This window comes from Fibrobacter sp. UWR3 (genome assembly GCF_900143055.1).
Taxonomy (GTDB): Bacteria; Fibrobacterota; Fibrobacteria; order Fibrobacterales; family Fibrobacteraceae; genus Fibrobacter.
In genome coordinates this window covers 141723-158535 of record NZ_FRCW01000002.1, presented here as the reverse complement: position 1 = coordinate 158535, position 16813 = coordinate 141723, and the positions used below count along the sequence as shown (strand labels likewise).

At 55.2% G+C, this 16813-nt stretch carries 16 protein-coding genes and 1 tRNA gene; 10 read left to right on the top strand and 7 right to left on the bottom strand.

Annotated elements, in window-relative coordinates:
* Positions 1–27 precede the first annotated feature (27 nt).
* The gene (locus tag BUA44_RS02810) at positions 28–1092 is read left to right on the top strand and encodes a hypothetical protein (protein ID WP_143151839.1); all 1065 of its coding nucleotides are present in this window, start codon (positions 28–30) and stop codon (positions 1090–1092) included.
* A gap of 51 nt (positions 1093–1143) precedes the next feature.
* Here the strand turns inward: BUA44_RS02810 and BUA44_RS02805 are convergent, their stop codons facing one another.
* The 4 genes from BUA44_RS02805 to BUA44_RS02790 form a co-directional block, all read right to left on the bottom strand.
* Positions 1144–1557, bottom strand: a complete 414-nt coding sequence (locus BUA44_RS02805; RefSeq protein ID WP_072808355.1) for a hypothetical protein — start codon at positions 1555–1557, stop codon at positions 1144–1146.
* 215 nt (positions 1558–1772) lie between these two features.
* Entirely contained in the window at positions 1773–3755 is a 1983-nt protein-coding gene (lnt, locus tag BUA44_RS02800; protein WP_255370435.1) for an apolipoprotein N-acyltransferase, read from the bottom strand.
* 6 nt (positions 3756–3761) lie between these two features.
* On the bottom strand, positions 3762–4445 hold the full coding sequence (gene rsmI, locus BUA44_RS02795; RefSeq protein WP_072808353.1) for a 16S rRNA (cytidine(1402)-2'-O)-methyltransferase: 684 nt from the start codon (positions 4443–4445) through the stop codon (positions 3762–3764).
* 1 nt (position 4446) lies between these two features.
* A complete protein-coding gene (locus tag BUA44_RS02790; RefSeq protein WP_072808351.1) occupies positions 4447–5004 on the bottom strand; it encodes a hypothetical protein in 558 nt (185 codons plus the stop codon).
* A gap of 108 nt (positions 5005–5112) precedes the next feature.
* Here BUA44_RS02790 and BUA44_RS02785 point away from each other — a divergent pair, with 108 nt between their 5' ends.
* The gene (locus BUA44_RS02785; RefSeq protein WP_072808349.1) at positions 5113–5832 is read left to right on the top strand and encodes a UDP-2,3-diacylglucosamine diphosphatase; all 720 of its coding nucleotides are present in this window, start codon (positions 5113–5115) and stop codon (positions 5830–5832) included.
* 9 nt (positions 5833–5841) lie between these two features.
* On the opposite strand, the gene BUA44_RS02780 is transcribed toward BUA44_RS02785, so the two are convergent.
* From BUA44_RS02780 to BUA44_RS02770, 3 genes are all read right to left on the bottom strand, one after another.
* Entirely contained in the window at positions 5842–6285 is a 444-nt protein-coding gene (locus BUA44_RS02780; RefSeq protein WP_072808347.1) for a hypothetical protein, read from the bottom strand.
* 14 nt (positions 6286–6299) lie between these two features.
* Positions 6300–6983: a hypothetical protein gene (locus tag BUA44_RS02775; protein ID WP_072808345.1), complete on the bottom strand. Its 684-nt coding sequence runs from the start codon at positions 6981–6983 to the stop codon at positions 6300–6302.
* A gap of 212 nt (positions 6984–7195) precedes the next feature.
* Entirely contained in the window at positions 7196–7975 is a 780-nt protein-coding gene (locus BUA44_RS02770) for an alpha/beta hydrolase family protein (protein WP_072808343.1), read from the bottom strand.
* Positions 7976–8519: 544 nt separating this feature from the next.
* On the opposite strand from BUA44_RS02770, the gene BUA44_RS02765 reads away from it, so the two are divergent.
* From BUA44_RS02765 to BUA44_RS02730, 8 genes are all read left to right on the top strand, one after another.
* Positions 8520–9374 (top strand): TIGR02147 family protein, encoded by an 855-nt coding sequence (locus BUA44_RS02765; RefSeq protein ID WP_072808341.1) that lies wholly within the window; start codon positions 8520–8522, stop codon positions 9372–9374.
* A complete protein-coding gene (locus tag BUA44_RS02760; protein ID WP_072808338.1) occupies positions 9371–10774 on the top strand; it encodes a hypothetical protein in 1404 nt (467 codons plus the stop codon). Before BUA44_RS02765 ends, BUA44_RS02760 begins: the two co-directional genes overlap by 4 nt.
* A 53-nt stretch (positions 10775–10827) precedes the next feature.
* Positions 10828–10898, top strand: a tRNA-Gln gene (locus BUA44_RS02755).
* 121 nt (positions 10899–11019) lie between these two features.
* Positions 11020–11778 carry an RsmB/NOP family class I SAM-dependent RNA methyltransferase gene (locus BUA44_RS02750; protein WP_072808336.1) on the top strand — a complete coding sequence of 253 codons (759 nt, stop codon included), beginning with the start codon at positions 11020–11022 and terminating at the stop codon, positions 11776–11778.
* A gap of 141 nt (positions 11779–11919) precedes the next feature.
* Positions 11920–13518, top strand: a complete 1599-nt coding sequence (locus BUA44_RS02745; RefSeq protein WP_143151838.1) for a hypothetical protein — start codon at positions 11920–11922, stop codon at positions 13516–13518.
* A gap of 13 nt (positions 13519–13531) precedes the next feature.
* A complete protein-coding gene (locus BUA44_RS02740; RefSeq protein WP_072808332.1) occupies positions 13532–14122 on the top strand; it encodes a DUF1007 family protein in 591 nt (196 codons plus the stop codon).
* A 40-nt stretch (positions 14123–14162) separates the two neighbouring features.
* Entirely contained in the window at positions 14163–15767 is a 1605-nt protein-coding gene (locus BUA44_RS02735) for an FISUMP domain-containing protein (protein WP_072808329.1), read from the top strand.
* 81 nt (positions 15768–15848) lie between these two features.
* Complete coding sequence (locus BUA44_RS02730; RefSeq protein WP_143151837.1) at positions 15849–16805, top strand: hypothetical protein; 957 nt, start codon at positions 15849–15851, stop codon at positions 16803–16805.
* Positions 16806–16813: the final 8 nt, after the last annotated feature.

The window sequence follows — 16813 nt, the reverse complement described above, 5'->3', positions numbered from 1 at the left end:
CTTTTTTAGGTATATTTACTGGTGGTTATGCGGTGTCGTGTGGTTGTTTGTTGCTTGTTGTTTTTCCTTGCGGGCCTTTCTCTTGCAGACGAGGAAACCCAGGGTGAACTCTATTACCGTGCATTGAAGGCGGAAGAGGCTGGCGATATCACGCGGGCTCTTGCTCTCTTTGATTCTGCCGTGACTGCGGGTGGCCCCTATACGGCGGAACTCCAGGAAATCATCGATGACTACAACGAGGCGCTCTTCTCCAATTCCTGGGAATTCCATTCGTCGGGCCGGCTGGGTTATGTCGGGCTGCTTTACAAGAGCCGCGGAATTTCCGGGAGCGAGTTCGGTAGCGAAATAGCTACTGCGGCGACGGCATCGCTGGAGTACGATTCGTGGAACTGGAGCCATTCCTTTGACCTTAGCGTGTCGGGAGGCTGGTTTGTAGACAAGGATGACTTGCGTTCGTTGGATACGAGCGCGTGGGAATCTTCGCTCGGGGTGGGGTATGGCCTTGTCGGCAAGTCCCTGGCCCTGGATGTCGGGGCGAACTTCAATGTCTCGGAAGTCGATGACTGGGTTCCCGAATTCTACGCCATGTTCGAGTTTCAACCCGTGCATCTGGGGACGCACAAGCTGAGCATCTCCCTTTGGGGGTACGAAAATCTCGATGGCCCCCTGTATGCGGCGGCCTATGTCTCGTGGCGTCGTTATGTGAAATACGGATGGAAGGCTTCCGTTTTCGCGGGGGCGCGTTTCGAGGCCGATTCCATCAGCACGCCGTATTGGCTCAAGTGGTTCGGCCCGTCGTTCAATCCGTCCCTTTCGTTCAGGTTCAAGACAGAGATATCGATAGATGCGAAGGCGAACTTGTTCTACGGGTATGTAGTGGACGGCCCGGATAACAAGTACGAGAAGGTTGAAAAACTCAGCGGTTCCTGGGCGGTTACTTTGTCCTGGAAACCCTGCGTGTTCGGAGTGTATGCGGGGGTGGAACAGTTCTATAGGCTGTTCTTCGCGATACCGAAAAAATACAAGTACTTTACAGAACCCAGGCGGACGTTCTTTACCGAATTCAAGGCGGGCGTCAGCTGGGAAATATAAAAGGACGCGATTTGGATCGCGTCCCTTAGGGTTATCCTTTCGGCAGGAATATTACGAGTGGCCCTTGACTCGGTTCGCCTTGCGGGCTTCCTTTTCGGCCCTCTTGGCTTCCTTGCGTTCGGCGCGGGCCGCTGCGCGTTCTTCCTTAAGGGCGTTCATTTCGGCCTTGTGGCTTGCAATTTCGGCTTTCTTGGCTTCCTTGCGTTCGGCGCGGGCCGCAGCACGTTCTTCCTTCAGGGCCTTCATTTCGGCCTTGTGGTTTGCAATTTCTGCCTTCTTGGCGTCCTTGCGTTCGAAACGTTCCTTTGCGCGGTCAGCCCTGGGGTCGGCCTTGTCTGTAGAAACGACTTCCTCGGCAACGCTTTCGTCCGATGCCGGGACAACTTTGTCCTGAGCGAAAGACGTTGTCGCAAAGACACCCATGATAGACAGTGCCAGTACGGGAATCAGTTTGGTTTTCATCATACACCTCTTTGGTTATTGGTTTTACGCTTTTTACTTTTCAGTTTTGTTTTTCTGTTTTAGGTGTCGCAAAAAGCGTGCCAAACATTCTCTCAGAAAGGAAAATAGATAAATACGGGCTAAAAACGCAGTTTTTTTCAAAAAAATGTCGAGTGACGTTCTGCAAAAAGCGGGAAGAAAAGTCCGGTTGGGCTAAAACGTCCCGTTTATTTAAGTTTTCACTTGCGGTTGCCGGAACGTACCGTATTTCGGAGGGTCATAGAGGCTACGGCGATTAGGTACAACAGGAAGAACCACAGTAGAGCGGTCTCTACGCTGTCACCGTAGTGCTGGTAGGGCGTGTCGCGGGTTTTGAGCTGCATCTTGCGCGAGACTACGCGGTCGGTAAAGATTTCGGTGTTCTTGTCGAAATGCCCGTACTGGTCGATGAATGCCGTGACGCCGCTGTTTGCAAGCCTTGCGGTGGGCATGCCGTTCTCGATGGCGCGGTAGCGAACCAGGTTCAGGTGCTGGTAGGGGGCGGTGCTCCTGCCGAACCAGCCGTCGTTCGTGATGTTCACCATCAGGCGCGAACCCGCGTTGATTGCCTCGCGCACGAGGTCGCCGAAGATAGCGTCGTAGCAGATGAAGGGCGTCCACTTGAACGGCTCGTACACGGGAGTTTCCTTGCCGGGCACGAAGTCGCCCTCGCCCAGGTCCACGTAGTTGAGGATGGGGAAGATGTCGTCGAAGGGAATGCGCTCGCTGAAGGGCACGAGGTGCTTCTTGATGTAGCGCTGGTAAGAATGGGAATCTTCGGGCGTGAACAGGAACGACGCATTGTAGATGTCGTACTTGCGCGGGCTTCCCGGTTCGTTGCGGTGGAAGTCTAGCGCGCCTGTGAGAACCGCTGCGTTGTGGCGCTCCGCGAGCCTGTGCAGCGCCCGGATTGTCGCGGGCTGCCTGCGGATGTGGTCGGGGACGGCGGTCTCGGCGAGGATAATGAGGTTTGTCCCCGCGGTTACACTGTCGTTCACCATGCCGAATGTCTTTGCGGTAATGGAATCGAACCGCGCCTTGCTCCACTTTTCCCCCTGCTCGATGCTCGGCTGGACCATCGCCATCAGGGGCGTTTCGGGTGCTTCTGCGCCGTAGAAGGGCTGTGCCTCTGGCCTGCTGAGCACCACGTTCCCGTGAACCAGGAGGGCCGCGTATATCAGTGCGGGCACGGCCAGCGGAAGTTTCGCGAGAACGAATTTTGTGCGGTTGTCGCCTGCGGGCTTTTTCCACGGGCTTTCGATGGCCTTCGCGACCATCATGTTCGACGCGATGATGAGGGCCGTGTATCCGAAGATGCCGATGACGGAGAGCGCCTGCAGGGATTCGAGCGTGTTGCCGAAAACGTACCCGAGGTGGCTCCACGGGAAGGCGAAATCCCCGCGGGTGCGCGTCATCTCGAGACCCGCGTAGAATATGGGGTAGAGCGCGAGTAGCCAGGCGCGGCCACCGAACTTGATGTTCTTTGCGAGCGTGTAGATGAACGCGGCGAACACGCTGTACGCGCTGAAGAATGCGATGAGCAGGAACACACCGAGGCAGATTAGGCCGGAGGGCGCGGAATCCACGTTCATCACGTTGTAAATCCAGTAGTAGTTCACCGTGTTGTAAATCATTCCCGACCAGAACGTCGCGAATATTGCGGTGTTCCTGTTGTAGCGGTCAAGCACGATAAACCAGGGCACGAGAAGCAGGAGGGCGGCGGGCCCGAGCGGGAGAGGCGGGAAGGCGAATGCGAAAAGCCCCCAGGCGATACCGCTCAGGAGAAGCGCCCTGCGGGAATCGAACTCGCGGATGCGGGCCACGTTCCAGCGGGCGAAAAGCACGAGCCAGAAGATAAACAGCGGGAGGGCGAGGGTCGCTATCTGGTACAGGCCAGCATGCCCCACTCCGGTAGAATCCCCGAGGGTGTAATCGAGGGCGAGGAATGCAAACTGCAATATGCCGTAGGTGTATATGTGGCGGCGGAAGTTCTTGCGGGCCTCGCGCGTGAACAGGAACCCGAGCGCGATGGCGAGCGGTGCGAACTGCACGGGGTTCGAGTAAAGCCCCGGTTCGTTGGGCCGGAGCGCGAACGCGACAAGTTCCGCTATAAAAAGGGCAGCGAAATAAATCCAGTAAACTTTCGGGAGCGAACCAAGTAAATTCTTAATTTTGTCCATCATATGTTTTTACAGTCCGCTCTTGTCCTTCGGGTTGAATATCAGCACGAATTCGCCCTTGGGCGGGTGCGCCTTGAAGTGCGCCGTAATCTCGGCCGGCGTGCCGATGAGGTGCTCTTCGAACTTCTTGGTGAGTTCGCGCATCAGCGCAATCTTGATTTCGCCGAAAACCTGGCCGATTTCCTCGACGAACTTGTCGATATTGTGCGGGCTCGCGTAAAAAATCTGCGTTGCCTCTTCGTCCTTCAGCTTTTCGAGCAGGTGGATGCGCTGGGCGCTCTTCTTGGGCGAAAAGTACTGGAACGTGAAGTGGTCTGTGGGCATGCCGCTCGATACGAGTGCTGTAATCATCGCGCAGGGCCCGGGAACAGCACGCACGTCGATACCTTCGCGCACGCACTGCCGCACCAGATTGAATGCGGGGTCGGCGACACCCGGCGTTCCCGCGTCGCTTACGAGCGCGATATCGCCCTCGTTTTTCAGAAACTCCACGTACTTCGGGGTCACCTTCTCCTTGTTGAAGTCGTGGTAGGCTTCCATCGGGGTGTTTATCCCGTAGTTGTCGAACAGGATGCGCGTGTGGCGCGTGTCCTCGGCGAGCACGAGCGGGACTTCTTTCAAGATCCGCACGGCGCGGTAGGTGATATCTTCCATGTTCCCGATGGGAGTTGCGACGATATACAGTGTGTGCATGCTAAAAGTCCTGCGCGGAATTGAGGTCGGTGTTCCTTCCGAGTTGCGTTTCGTACCGGATGCGCTCCAGCAGCTTGCGGTGCATCTCCTGCGAGGCATCGTTCACGAGGCCGGCCCGGAACTTGCCGTACCAGAAGGCGTCCACGTGTTCGCTTTCTTCGAGTTCCGCCTTGAAGGTGAGGGAGCCGTTGCAAAAAATGCGCACGCCCATCCTGTAGGTCCACGTTTCTTTCACGGGGGCAAACGGCCAGAACGGCACGAATGCGAGACCCACGTTCCAGGCGCTCGGCTGTTCGTCCTGCGAGACGCTTGCATCGATGTGCGCCACCCCGCGGCAGCTTTCCATCGGGTAGCTTAGCGTGTCTATTACCCGCGTGTAGGCGCGCTGCAGGTTCGTATCGAGGTAGAGCGTGTCCCCGCCGTATGCAATCGTGATGGGCTCGAAGAACGGGATAGTCTTCGGGTATTCCTGCAGGTCGTATTTCGTGAGGCTCATCGAACACCCCGCAAGGAGGGCGCAACCTGCAAAGACCAGCGATTTTGCTACGGAAAAACTCATTACCCTAAATATAATTCTTTTGTTTGGCGATAAACTTCCCGCAACCCGCATATTCTAACAACTAATAACTAATAACTACGAACTCCCAATTACTATATTCATCTCGTGATGGAATCCTGTGCCTACTTCATATCCGATGCCCACTTGGGGGTAAACCCTCCGGGAGCGTTGCCCGACCGCGAGAAAATGCTCGTGGACTTCCTCGCCTCCATCAAGGGCAGGGCGTCGCACCTGGTTGTCGTGGGCGACCTGTTCGAGTTCTGGTACGAGTACAGCGACTACGTGAACAAGAACCACATGGAACTCTTCTTCACGCTCCGTGAACTTGTCCAGGCGGGCTGCGAGGTGCACGTCTTGCGCGGGAACCACGACTTTGCCTACGGGGATTTTTTTCCGAAGGCGCTCGGGGTGCAGGTCCACAGGAGCCTGATCCTTGAAATTCAGGGCAAGCGCGTTTATTTCCATCACGGCGACGGCGTTCCCAAATCCGATTTCGGGTACCGGATTATGCGCCGGGTTCTCGACTTCCCGCTGAACCGTTTCCTTTTCAAGCAGATTCACCCGGACTGGGGAATGGCGCTCGCGCGTTTTGTGGGCCGCAATAGCCGAAAAATCGGCGAATCCCGAAAGATCCGCCTCGAAGAATACCTGAGTTGGGGCAAGTCCGTCCTCAAGCGCAACAATTGCGACTTCTGCATCCACGGTCACCATCATCTCGCAGGCATGTGGGATGTCGAGGGTGGCGTGGTCGCCTCTCCCGGGGAGTGGATATGGAAACCCGCCTTCCTCCGTATGGAAAAAGGCGGGCTAATTCTTGAGAATCTCTAGAGCGAGCTTTTATTCGCCGACACCTTCGCCGTGCGATTCAGACGCCTTGATCATCTTCTTGCTCTTGTTTTCGCCCCAGAGCGCTCCGATGACGTCAGTCTGCGAGAATTCCTCCCAGAGCTGGTCGACCCAGCACCAGTGATGGATGGTGTCTCCGCGGTCCACCACGATGCCTTCCTTGCTTACCCAGTTTTTCTGGACGGAGAAGGTCATGGGGTCGGCCTTGTATTCTGTCCCGTAGGCGTTCTTCACGACCGCCGCCTCGATGGTCCAGGACTTTCCGTCCGTCATCTTGTACAGGACAACGTTCATGACGAGCACGACAGCCACCGTAATCGCAAGGAATATCCACATCTTCTTCGTTGCAAAGAAGATGCCGATAAGCAATATGATTATGGCGAGGATGCCGAAGTTGTAGTGAACGGAATAGAATGCCTTGAGTACGTCTACCATAGGAGCCTACTGGGTTACTTAGCCTTTGCCTTCTTCTGTTCGGCGATGAGCGGCGCGACGCTGAAGGTCACGACCTTGCCCGCAATCTTGCATTCCGTACGGTAGCTCTTCGTGGGAAGGGCGATGCCGTGCGAAGAAAGCGTGCCCATGAACGAGGCGTTCGCGTGGCTTGCGATGGTACGGACGTTGATGAAGCCCTTCTTGCCGAAGGTGAGCTTGAACATCTTCTTGCTTGCGTCGTACTCGGCGACCATGGTGTCGTTCTTCGCGGTTTCGAGTGCCGTGCAGGAACGCTTGTCGAAAATGATGGTGCCGCGGCTGTCGATGGAGAGCATCGGGATGCCGACGGAGTTGCGGCAGGGGAACAGTTCCCAGCTGCCCTTCTTCTTGGCGGGAGCGTTGCCGGAGAAAACAACCCTGTTGCCTTCCTTGACCATCGTGTAGGCACCGGGAACGACCTGGAAACCGGTGTTGTTCATGGCGCCCTTGAAGTAGAGCAGGTAGCCTGCTCCGTTGGGCATGAAGCGGAAGGAGGTCGTCTTGAGAGTCTTGGTCGGGGTCACGGCGATGCGCTTGCCCACGGTATCGATTTCGACGTCCGCGTACGGGTTCTTGTCGATCTTAAGGTCCTTGACGGCCTGGTTGGAAAAACGGATAAACCCTCGGATATCCATCTTGATTGTAATTTTGTTTTCCATAATATACACCTCTTGTGAATGATTAATTCGCTCCCTAACAAGTAAATTAATATATAATTTTATGCTTTTTGTCAAGCCCCTTTTAAGACAAGGTTATTTGGAAAAATAATAGTTTTTCTGTAATTTACTGACAAATTTAGACAAAGGAAACTTGTTTGATGGGGGAGGGCATAAATGGCTGAAACCCGCATAAAATAAGGGCTTGCGGGTGCCTACGGCTGTTCACTTGTTAGGATAGACAACGTTTTACGGAGTGTTTTTTCGCCCCGCTTCAGGGTGTCTAGTTTGTCAAAATCCTTCAAAAACGCGTGATTTTTGACACGATGTTTTTCACGGTCGAAAACGAGTACCTTGCGGTTTTCCGTGATATAGGACAAGTCGGCCGGCATGGCCACTTTTGCACGTACCAAAAATTTGGGGTAAAGGTTCCCGTATTTTCCGTTTATGGCGTCTGCGATGCTCTTGACCGGGTCGATGAGAATGAGCATCTGGCCCTTGCTGGTGTTCTTTGCGGCGAGAATCGCTCCCGTGCCGCGGCCCGCGACAAATGCGGGGGCGCCGCCCCATTCGGTGGCGCATTCCCGGATGGCGCTAGCGTCGGGTTCGAAGGTTTCGCCCGAGGGAGTGCCCTTGTTGTTGCCCGAGCCCCTGTAGTTGAACGTGAGGAGCGTTGTTCCTTCCAGTGACTGGACTTCGGCGAGGAACTGGGCCGCATCTTCGTCGGCGTCGGGGTAGTAGAGGAGGGCTTTGTCGCCCCTGTTCCCGATGGCCCAGCCTTCGAGAACGGTGCCGTCTGCGGTAGTGCAGGTGATGCCCTTCGCGGTACTTGCGATGGCTTCGCGGGCCTCCTTGTGCGTGATGGCGCGCGGGAAGGCGTTCCTGCGCTCGGTCAGCGCGAGGTAGAACACCATACTCACGTATATGACAAGGATGATGCCTGCGATGCGCAGTACCCGCGCACCCAACCCTAAAGCCTTCTTCTTCAAATCCATGTACCCAAATTTAAAAATAAAAAGGCGCCTTCGGCGCAATAAACATAGAGCAGCTTCCCGTGAGCCGGAGGGGCCTCACCCGAAATGACGAACGAGCGGTTATCCGTGAGCCGAAAGCTGTTGTCGGTGCTATAAACGTTGAGCGTTTCTCTGTGAGCCGAGAACGGCCGGTATCACCGTGAGCGACAAAGCCCCTGGTATTAACCAGGGGCGAAGGCGACCTTTGGACACTTGGCCTTTAGGCCTTAGTGTACATGGCCACCTTTAGGTGGGAGTGCGCGAGTTACCGGAGGTCTTGATACCCGAAACGTCGAGCGCACGGTATGAAAAAGGACCTTCGCTAGGAGTATTAGCGAAGGTCCGAGGGATGGGATTGGGTGTTCTCCAAATATACCCAAATTTTTGGCGAAAGGGTATAGGTAAAAAGCAAAAAGTGTTCTCTAAGTGTTCTTTTTTGCTCTTTTTGCTCGAAAAAGGTGAATTTTGCCACTTTTTGCAAAAAAGGGGGTGTTCCCAAGAAATAAATAAATTATCTTTGCTTTTAATGAACGTCTACGCCTATTACAACTATAGGAAGTACCTGCAGGATTACTATGAGTACCGTAAGTCCGTGCAGCGCTACTTCTCTTACAGGTCCTTCGCGAAGAAGGCCGGGTATTCCTCGTCGGGGCTCTACCTCGACCTGATCCGCGGCCGCAAGTCGCTGACCCCGCAGATGCTCCCGAAGTTCATCGCCGCACTCGGCCTGAACGAACGCGAGAGCCGCTACTTTACCCTGATGGTGGATTTCACCCACGCGACCACTCCCGCGTCCAAGCAGCAGATATTCGACCAGATGTCGGCGCTTCTGCCCCGCACGGTCAAGACGCTCACCAAGAACCAGCAGGAATACTACAGCAAGTGGTATTACGTGGCGGTTCGCGAATCCCTTTCGGTACTCAATATCAACGAAAAGAACATTCAGGAAGTTGCCCTGTTCCTGAACCCCAAGATTACGCTCCCGCAGGCGAAGCAGGCTATCCAGTTGCTGCTCGACCTCGGACTTATCGACCTTGCCGAAGACGGCTTCTACCGCTCCGTGAACAAGACCATATCGAGCGGGCGCGAAATCGCCCCGATTTTCGGTCACCAGTTCCAGAAGCAGATGATTGACCTTGCGAAAAGCGCCCTGGACCACTACAGTACCGAGCGCAGAAATGTATCTTGTACCACGATGAGTGTCTCGGCCGAGGGGCTCGAACGCATCATCAACAAGATTGACGTTTTCCGTAAGGAAGTTTTGGATATTGTGCGCTCCGACAGCGGTGAAACAATGGTGTGTGAGTTGAACGTTCAGTTTTTCCCTCTCAGCAAGGAGAAGGAATCCAAGTCTGTTAAGGACGGGGAGGACGCGAAATGAAGTACGCTTTGACTTTGGCTGTCGCCTGTAGTGCCCTGTTTTTTGCTTGTTCCGATACCGAGAAACTCTCGGGGACCGCTACCGATACCGAGAACATGCTTACCGCCTCTGCCGTGACGGGTACCGTTACCCGCACCGATGGCGCGCGTGCCCCTGCCGCCGCCGTCCGCATGTCGAAGATCTATTCCGCGAAGGATAAGGCGGTCGTGCCTGAATTTATCGAGGTCAAGACCGATACGCTGGGCGTGTTCGCATTCGATTCCGCGATTGCCGATACGTTCCAGATTGCAGTTATCGACCAGGATGCCGAGGAAATCTCTTATCTGCCGCGCGTGGTTAGCGGTTCCAGGGACCTGGATACCATCAAGCTCGAGAAGGCGGCGTTCTTCGAGAGCGTGATGTACTACGCCGAGCCGGACAGTCCTGCTGTGGCGGTCGGGTCGCACTTCACGGTGTACATGCCCGGCATGCCGTTCGCGCAGAGCGTGTTCGCGGGCGATTCGTTCAAGATGATGATTCCAGCCGGTACATGGTGGTTCGGGTTCTGCCCGGGCGACCCGCAGATTGTGGCGAAGCTCCAGGACATGGGTATTGCCGATAGCCTCATCTACCGAGTGTGGAGCATGGATTCCCTCGAGGCAAAGGCGGGCGATACGCTCGATGTGGGGCCGTTTATCTGGAGCACGACCTCCGACGTGGACAGCCTCATGAAGCAGGTTCCCGAAGAGCCCGAAAACCTCAGCAGGATAATGGGCTCTGTCGCCTGCGGTGCGGGGCATCCCTGTGCCGGGGTCGAGGTCATGGCGATTACCGACATCTACGGGTTCGAGTTCGTGGGCGATTCTTCCGAGTTCGTGGCCCAGACCGTGACCGACAGTACGGGCCGTTGGTGGCTGCCTGTGCCCGACAGCGTCCCCTACGATAGTTTCCGCGTGGAATACAGGCTCGGCGATTCCGTGAAGACGAAGATGACGGGCCTGAGCCGCTATGCGAGGTATGCCGAAATCAAGGACCTGGATAACGACACGCTCAACCTGGGCAAGGCGAGCCTTACCCCGCAGTCCGGGCTGATCAGTACGATTGCCCTCGTGATTGACCCGCGCGATTCTACGCAGTCGAGCAACTGCATGGTGAACAGCGTGGTCGTGGGCGCGAAGGGTACGGCGCACTTTGTCCGTACGGTGACTTGTAACTCCTTGAGAATCAAGGATATACCTTCCGGCGAACAGGAACTGCTCCTCTATTCTGGCGATACGAAGGTCGTTTCGACCCTGCAGGCGGCGGAAACCCCGCTCGATGAATACGTGGTGACTACCTTCGTGAACCTGCCCAAGGGTGACATGCTGGAATGGCAGGGAATGACCTATACCCCGCCGACTTTGCCGAAATCTGTAAAATAATTGGAATTACCCCTTGCACAACTGAAGAATTTTTTCTAAAGTTGTGCCCACACTGAGCTATGGTGTAATGGTAGCACAACAGATTCTGACTCTGTTTGTCTAGGTTCGAATCCTGGTAGCTCAACGAAAACTCTTTGTTCATACCCCTGAGCAGAGAGTTTTTTTTATCTTGAAAATATACAGGTCATTGAATTACAACCAATAACTAATGACCAATGACTAATGACCAATGACTAACAACTAGTATGGAATTTTTTGACTACTTCACGAACCTGTTTGGCGAACGCTGGCCAGTACTCCTTGAATCCCTGAAGGGCGAGGGGCGCGCGACGGAGTTGCGCTTTGGCGAGGGACTCGAACCGTATTACCTGGACGAAGCGTCCGTGTTTGCCGCCCGCGCCCTCGGGGTTCGCCCCGGCGATAGCGTGCTTGACATGTGCGCCGCTCCCGGTGGCAAGACGCTCGTGATTGCCTCTATGCTTGCGGGGGAAGGTTTTTTACAAAGTAACGACCGCTCTCCGGACCGGAGGCTGCGCCTTTCGCACGTTATCGAGAATTCCCTGCCGGCAGATTGGCGGAAGGTCGTGACCGTCTCGGGTTACGACGGCGTGAAGTTCGGGCTCCACCGTAAGGAGAGTTTCGACAGGATTCTGCTCGATGCCCCCTGTTCTTCGGACAGGCACGTGCTCAATGCGCCGGAACATCTCAAGGTGTGGTCGGTAAAGCGGGTGAAGCGCCTTGCGGTGGAACAGGGCGGGCTCTTGGCATCCGCTATCGATGCCCTGAAACCCGGTGGAACGCTCGTGTATGGCACCTGCGCTCTCTCTCCCGTAGAAAACGACGATGTGGTGAAGCGAATCCTGAAAAAACGCCCCGCGATGCGTGTTGAACCGCTCGAAAGCCTCCCCGAGGGGGCGGACCGCACCGAATGCGGGGTGCACATATTGCCCGACCGGTGCAACGGCTGCGGCCCCATATACTGCGCCCGACTCGTGAAGGAATAGCCCTGCCTCCGCGATAAACGTCCCGCTCCCTGCGATAAACATCTCGCGTCCCGCTTCACTAGCAACCAATAACCAATGACTAGTGACTAATAACTAATAACCATTGGTTCCATTTCCCGCTTTTTTATATATCTTTAGGGTATGCAGAAACGAATTAGCCTTTTCGTGTTTTTGGTCGTACTTTGTGCGACGTGTTTTTCCGTACCCTTTGCACAGGATGCCCCAGCGCCTGAGGCCGCTCCGACCGTTGCCCCGGCACCCGCTCCCGCTGCTACTCCGGCACCTGCTGCCGCCCCGGCCCCGAAGGCTGCTGTCGTGAACCCCGCCGATACGGCTACGACCCGCGAGGTGCCCGTCCGCTACTTCCTTGTGGGTGATTCCGTGGAACAGGAAGCCATCTTCGTGAAGATTGAGAAGGATACCGTCTACCTGCGTGCCCCGGACGATGCCGCCCAGAAGGTGCTGGAAGAAATCCGCGACGAGGAGGCGGTTGCGCTCCAGGAAAGCAACGGCCAGAAGGTCGAGGAAGAGGAAGAATTCGAGGACGACGACAAGCCTGAACCGCAGAAGCCCGCCGAGGTCATTATGACCGATGCCGTGAAGGATTCCCTTGCCGCGAAGACTGATTCCGCCGCCGTCGCCGATTCCATTGCTGCTGCCGAGGCCGCAAAGGCTGCTGAGATTGCTGCCGATGCCGAGGATGACCTGGAGGCGGCCCTCGAGAAAGAGGAAAAGCGCCTCAAGATGGAAGAGGTCGCGAAGGTCGAAGCCGAAATCCGCGAACGTGAAATCCAGGATAGCCTTGCAAACGTGGTCGAGAACCCGTATATCAAGATTTTCAGGCTTGACCTCAAGCGCCTGTACAACCTCGAGGACAAGGTGATGATAGACCTTTCGCTCTCGAACTACGTGGTGCCCGTCGTGAAGGACGAGGAAGAGGAGATGGAACTGTACCCTCCCGGAAAGGCGAACCTGCTCGTTACTTCGAACCCGGAGGCGTGCTCGCTGTTCGTGAACGGGATTGCGCTTATGCAGGTTGCCCCCGACACCATCAAGAACATCAAGCCGGGCAAGTACACGATTTCCGTGATGAAGGTCCTGCGCGACGTGGAATGGTGGGGCACGGCTACCGTGAAGATCAACGCGGATAGCCTGAACAAGGTGGAAATCCCGGTGCAGCGCCCCTCCACGAGGATAACGCTCAGCACGAACCCGGAGGCGGTCGAAGTGTACGTGGGCGAGGAACCTACGATAAACCGCTTCCCCGACTACATGACCGACCTCATCGTGGATGACGTGAAGCCGCAACCGCAGATGCAGCTGTTCTTCCGCAAGGTGGGCTACCGCGACACCTCCATTACCACCGAAATCAAGGCGTTCATGCCGAACTTCATCAACGTGGAACTGCAGCCGATAGACGATATCGAGTATATCCAGGGCCAGAGGGAATTCAACCAGAAGCGCAGCGACCGCCGCGTGGGCAAGGTGCTCCTGTGGAGTTCTATTGCGCCTATCCTTGCGGGCGGGGTGCTCTGGTACCTTGCCGAACGCAACTGGAGCGACGCTGCCGACAAGAAGCACGAATACAACCGTTCCGTGTTCGACAGCGAGAAAGCCCAGCGGCTCATCAAGGACAACCACGACCTGAACAAGTCCGGCGACACGAAGGCGGCGGTAGGCATTGGCCTTGGCGTAATCGGTGCGGGTCTACTCGTGGCGGGTGTCGTGTTTGCCTTCTAGCGGGGGCCATGCTATGCGCGGATTGTTGCTGTTTGTCTCGCTTGTAGCGGTGCTTGCCGTGCAGGCCTTTGCGCATCCGCATGTTTTTGCCGATGTCAAGGTGAAGGTCCTCTACGATGCGACCGGCTTTGTTGGTGTCGAAAACCGTTGGTCCTATGACGAAATCTACAGTGCAGCAATGCTTTCGTCCGTCGACAATAACGGCGACGGGAAAATTTCGGCGGATGAACAGCCCCCGCTGCAAACGGCAATCCTTGGCCCTATCGAGAAGAACAACTACTACAACTACGTACAGGCGGGTTCTGACTTCTTGAAGGCCCGGAAAATCAGGAACTTCAAGGCGAGCATGGTCAAGGGCAAGCTTGTGCTTGACTTTGTCGTCGATTTCTCGATGCCTGCAACTGCGGACTGGACTATGCTTGTCGTGGTGGTGGCCGACCCCACGAATTACATACAAATGACAAGCGACATGGAAAACGCGGACGTAGATGCCCCCAAGTCGCTGGAAGTGGAGTACTTTGCAGACGCGCTGGATGGCCTGAGCCTGTTCAAGGCGTTCCGCTCCGAAATAGAGGGGCTTTATTTGAGATTTAAGAAAAAATAGACTGTAATTGCGTTGCTATATTTTTGCAAGAAAAGGAGGAATGATGAACAGTTTTTATAAGGCGCTTTTTCCTGTTTCTTTTGCCTGTTGCACGCTGGCGTTCGTTGCCTGCGGCGACGACGGCTCAGATTTTTTGCAGGCCCCGTACGGAAAGGCGGGCCCGGTCGTTCCCGATAGTTCTGATGATGTTTCCAGTTCTTCTGCGAGGGGGGCGAGTTCGTCTTCGCTGGCCTCGAGTTCTTCCGTCGGGTCCAGCAGTTCCCTGATAGAATCTTATGTGAAAGGTTCCTCGTTCAATGCCTTTACGGACAAGCGCGACGGGAACGTTTACCGCGTGGCTGTAATCGGCTCGCAAGTGTGGATGGCCGAAGACCTTCGCTATTATTCCGAAGATTTGCAGTTCGGGCTCCTCTCCGTGTGCATGACTACTGGGAAAAAGGGCGCATGCGACGGAGACAAGAGGCTTTATTCGTTCTATTCTGCAATGGAAGACGACCGTTGCCAGGTTCACGAAAGATGCGAAGGGATTGAATACCCGCATCGCGGAATTTGCCCCGAGGGCTGGCACTTGCCGGAAATCCATGAATGGAAAACGCTATCGTCATACGTGGACGGTAATGCGAACACTCTCCGTGCCCTTGGTGGGTGGCATACGTACAATTTCGGAACGGACGATTACGGTTTCTCGGCTTACCCGACCGGTGAATGGTTTTACCAGGGGACCAAACACGACGAAGTTGCTCGGTATTGGTCTGCGACAGAAACCGGTGGCACCGATCCGGAAAGTGCATACGAATTTTATATCGAAGGCGTTGGCTTGAAAGTCCAAAGCTACCGGAAGGAATACGGGTATGCGGTAAGGTGCGTTGCCGATGCGGGCGAGGTGAAACTCGACAAGTTTGTCGAAGTCCCGACTCCGAGCAGTTCGAGCGTTTTCTCGAGTTCGTCTGAGGAAAGTTCAAGTTCATCCGTGGAAAGTTCCTCTTCTGCGGAATCGTCGTCGAGCGAGGTTTCTTCGTCTTCGTCGGATGTCTCGTCTTCTTCCGTTTCATCGTCTTCGGCGTGGGACCCCTACAGTCACGGCGAAGATTGGAACAGCCTGGAACAGATTACCGATGAACGTGACGGCAACAAGTACCGCATTGTGCAGGTCAACGAGTTTATTATCTGGATGGCTGAAAACCTGCGCTACGCGGATTCAACCGCAACGCCTGCGCTTGTGGGGAATACGGCGTGCATTGGCGAACGCGGGGAACGCTGCGAAGAAGGAAACCTCTACACCTATGCCGCTGCCGTGAACGACTTGGAATGTGCGACAAAAGTATGTTTTGAATCGGAAAAACAGGTGCGCGGAATTTGCCCGGAAGGGTGGCGCCTTCCGAAAAAGGCTGATTGGAACTGGCTCGGGTATGCACTTAACGATGGCTCTGTATCCTTCGATGCCGCCGGTATGCTCCCGACCGGGGAACGGAACGGCAATGGCGTCGTGAAATACGATGGATATGCCCGTTTCTGGCTTGTTGAAGAGGATGCCGGTAGTTCTGCTTTTGAAGGGTATTACTATGCCGGAGATCGCCTTCTTCAAAAACAATCCTACATGAAATCTTTCGGCTATGCCGTGCGCTGCGTAAAGGATGTGGAATAGCGCGCTAGAATTAGTTGAAATTCCTCACATACGCTGGGTAGGCGGCTCCTCGTTGCTTTATAATAATGTAAATTAAAGTATATGAGAAAAGCCGCCTTTGTTATTTCCCTGTTTTTTGCCTTTTTGCCCGCGCTAGCCCAGGACATAGTTCCGGATTCCGCACAGGCCGAAACTTCTGTACCGGCGGTAGAGAATGCTGTGCCGGAGGCTGAACCGGCGGAATCTGCTCCGGTTCAGGAATCCCAGGTTGCAGAGGCTCCCGCTGCTGAAACTCCTGCCGTGGAACCCCCGGCGGCACCTGCTGCGGTAACTGTCCCGGAAACGGCCCCGGTTGTGACCGATTCTGCAAAGCCTGCGAAGAAGGCTGGTCTGCTGGATGCGCTTTTCCCGATAGAACCTGACGAGTCGATATCGAAGGGGCATTTCTATGCGGGCACGACGCTCTCGCTTATCCAGGCGAATACCGAGGACGATGCGCTGAATATTCTCATTGGTGATGTTTATGAGGCTTACGGCTACACGTTCACGGTGGAGGCTTTTGGCGGGTACTTTATCCGCGATGCCATGGCGCTCGGCGTGCGTGCCGGGTATTCGCGCACCTGGTTTGATATCGATTTCTCGCTCATGGAAGACCTTATGGACGTGAAGGAGCGCCGCAAGTACGTGAGCAACGGGTTCTTTGTGCAGCCGCTCTTGAAAAACTACCTGAAGGTCCTGGATTCCCGCATCTTCTATCTGTTCAACGAGACTTCTGTTTCGGTGGAGTATTCGTACGGCATTTCACAGACGGATGACGGCGAAGACATGAAGAAAACCCGCAACAGGGGCTGGTCTATCAAGGCAGGTCTCAATCCGGGTATCTGCGTGATGGTGCTGGACCGGTTCGCGTTCGAAACCTCGGTGGGCTTGCTCGGCCTGAGTTCCAGCATTATTGATGTGGAAGAGAACGACGAGACGAGCAGCCGCTTTGTGTACAACATCGTGAATTTCACCATAAACCTCCTGGCGCTGGATTTCTCGCTGGTGATGTTCTTCTAGGGGTTTGT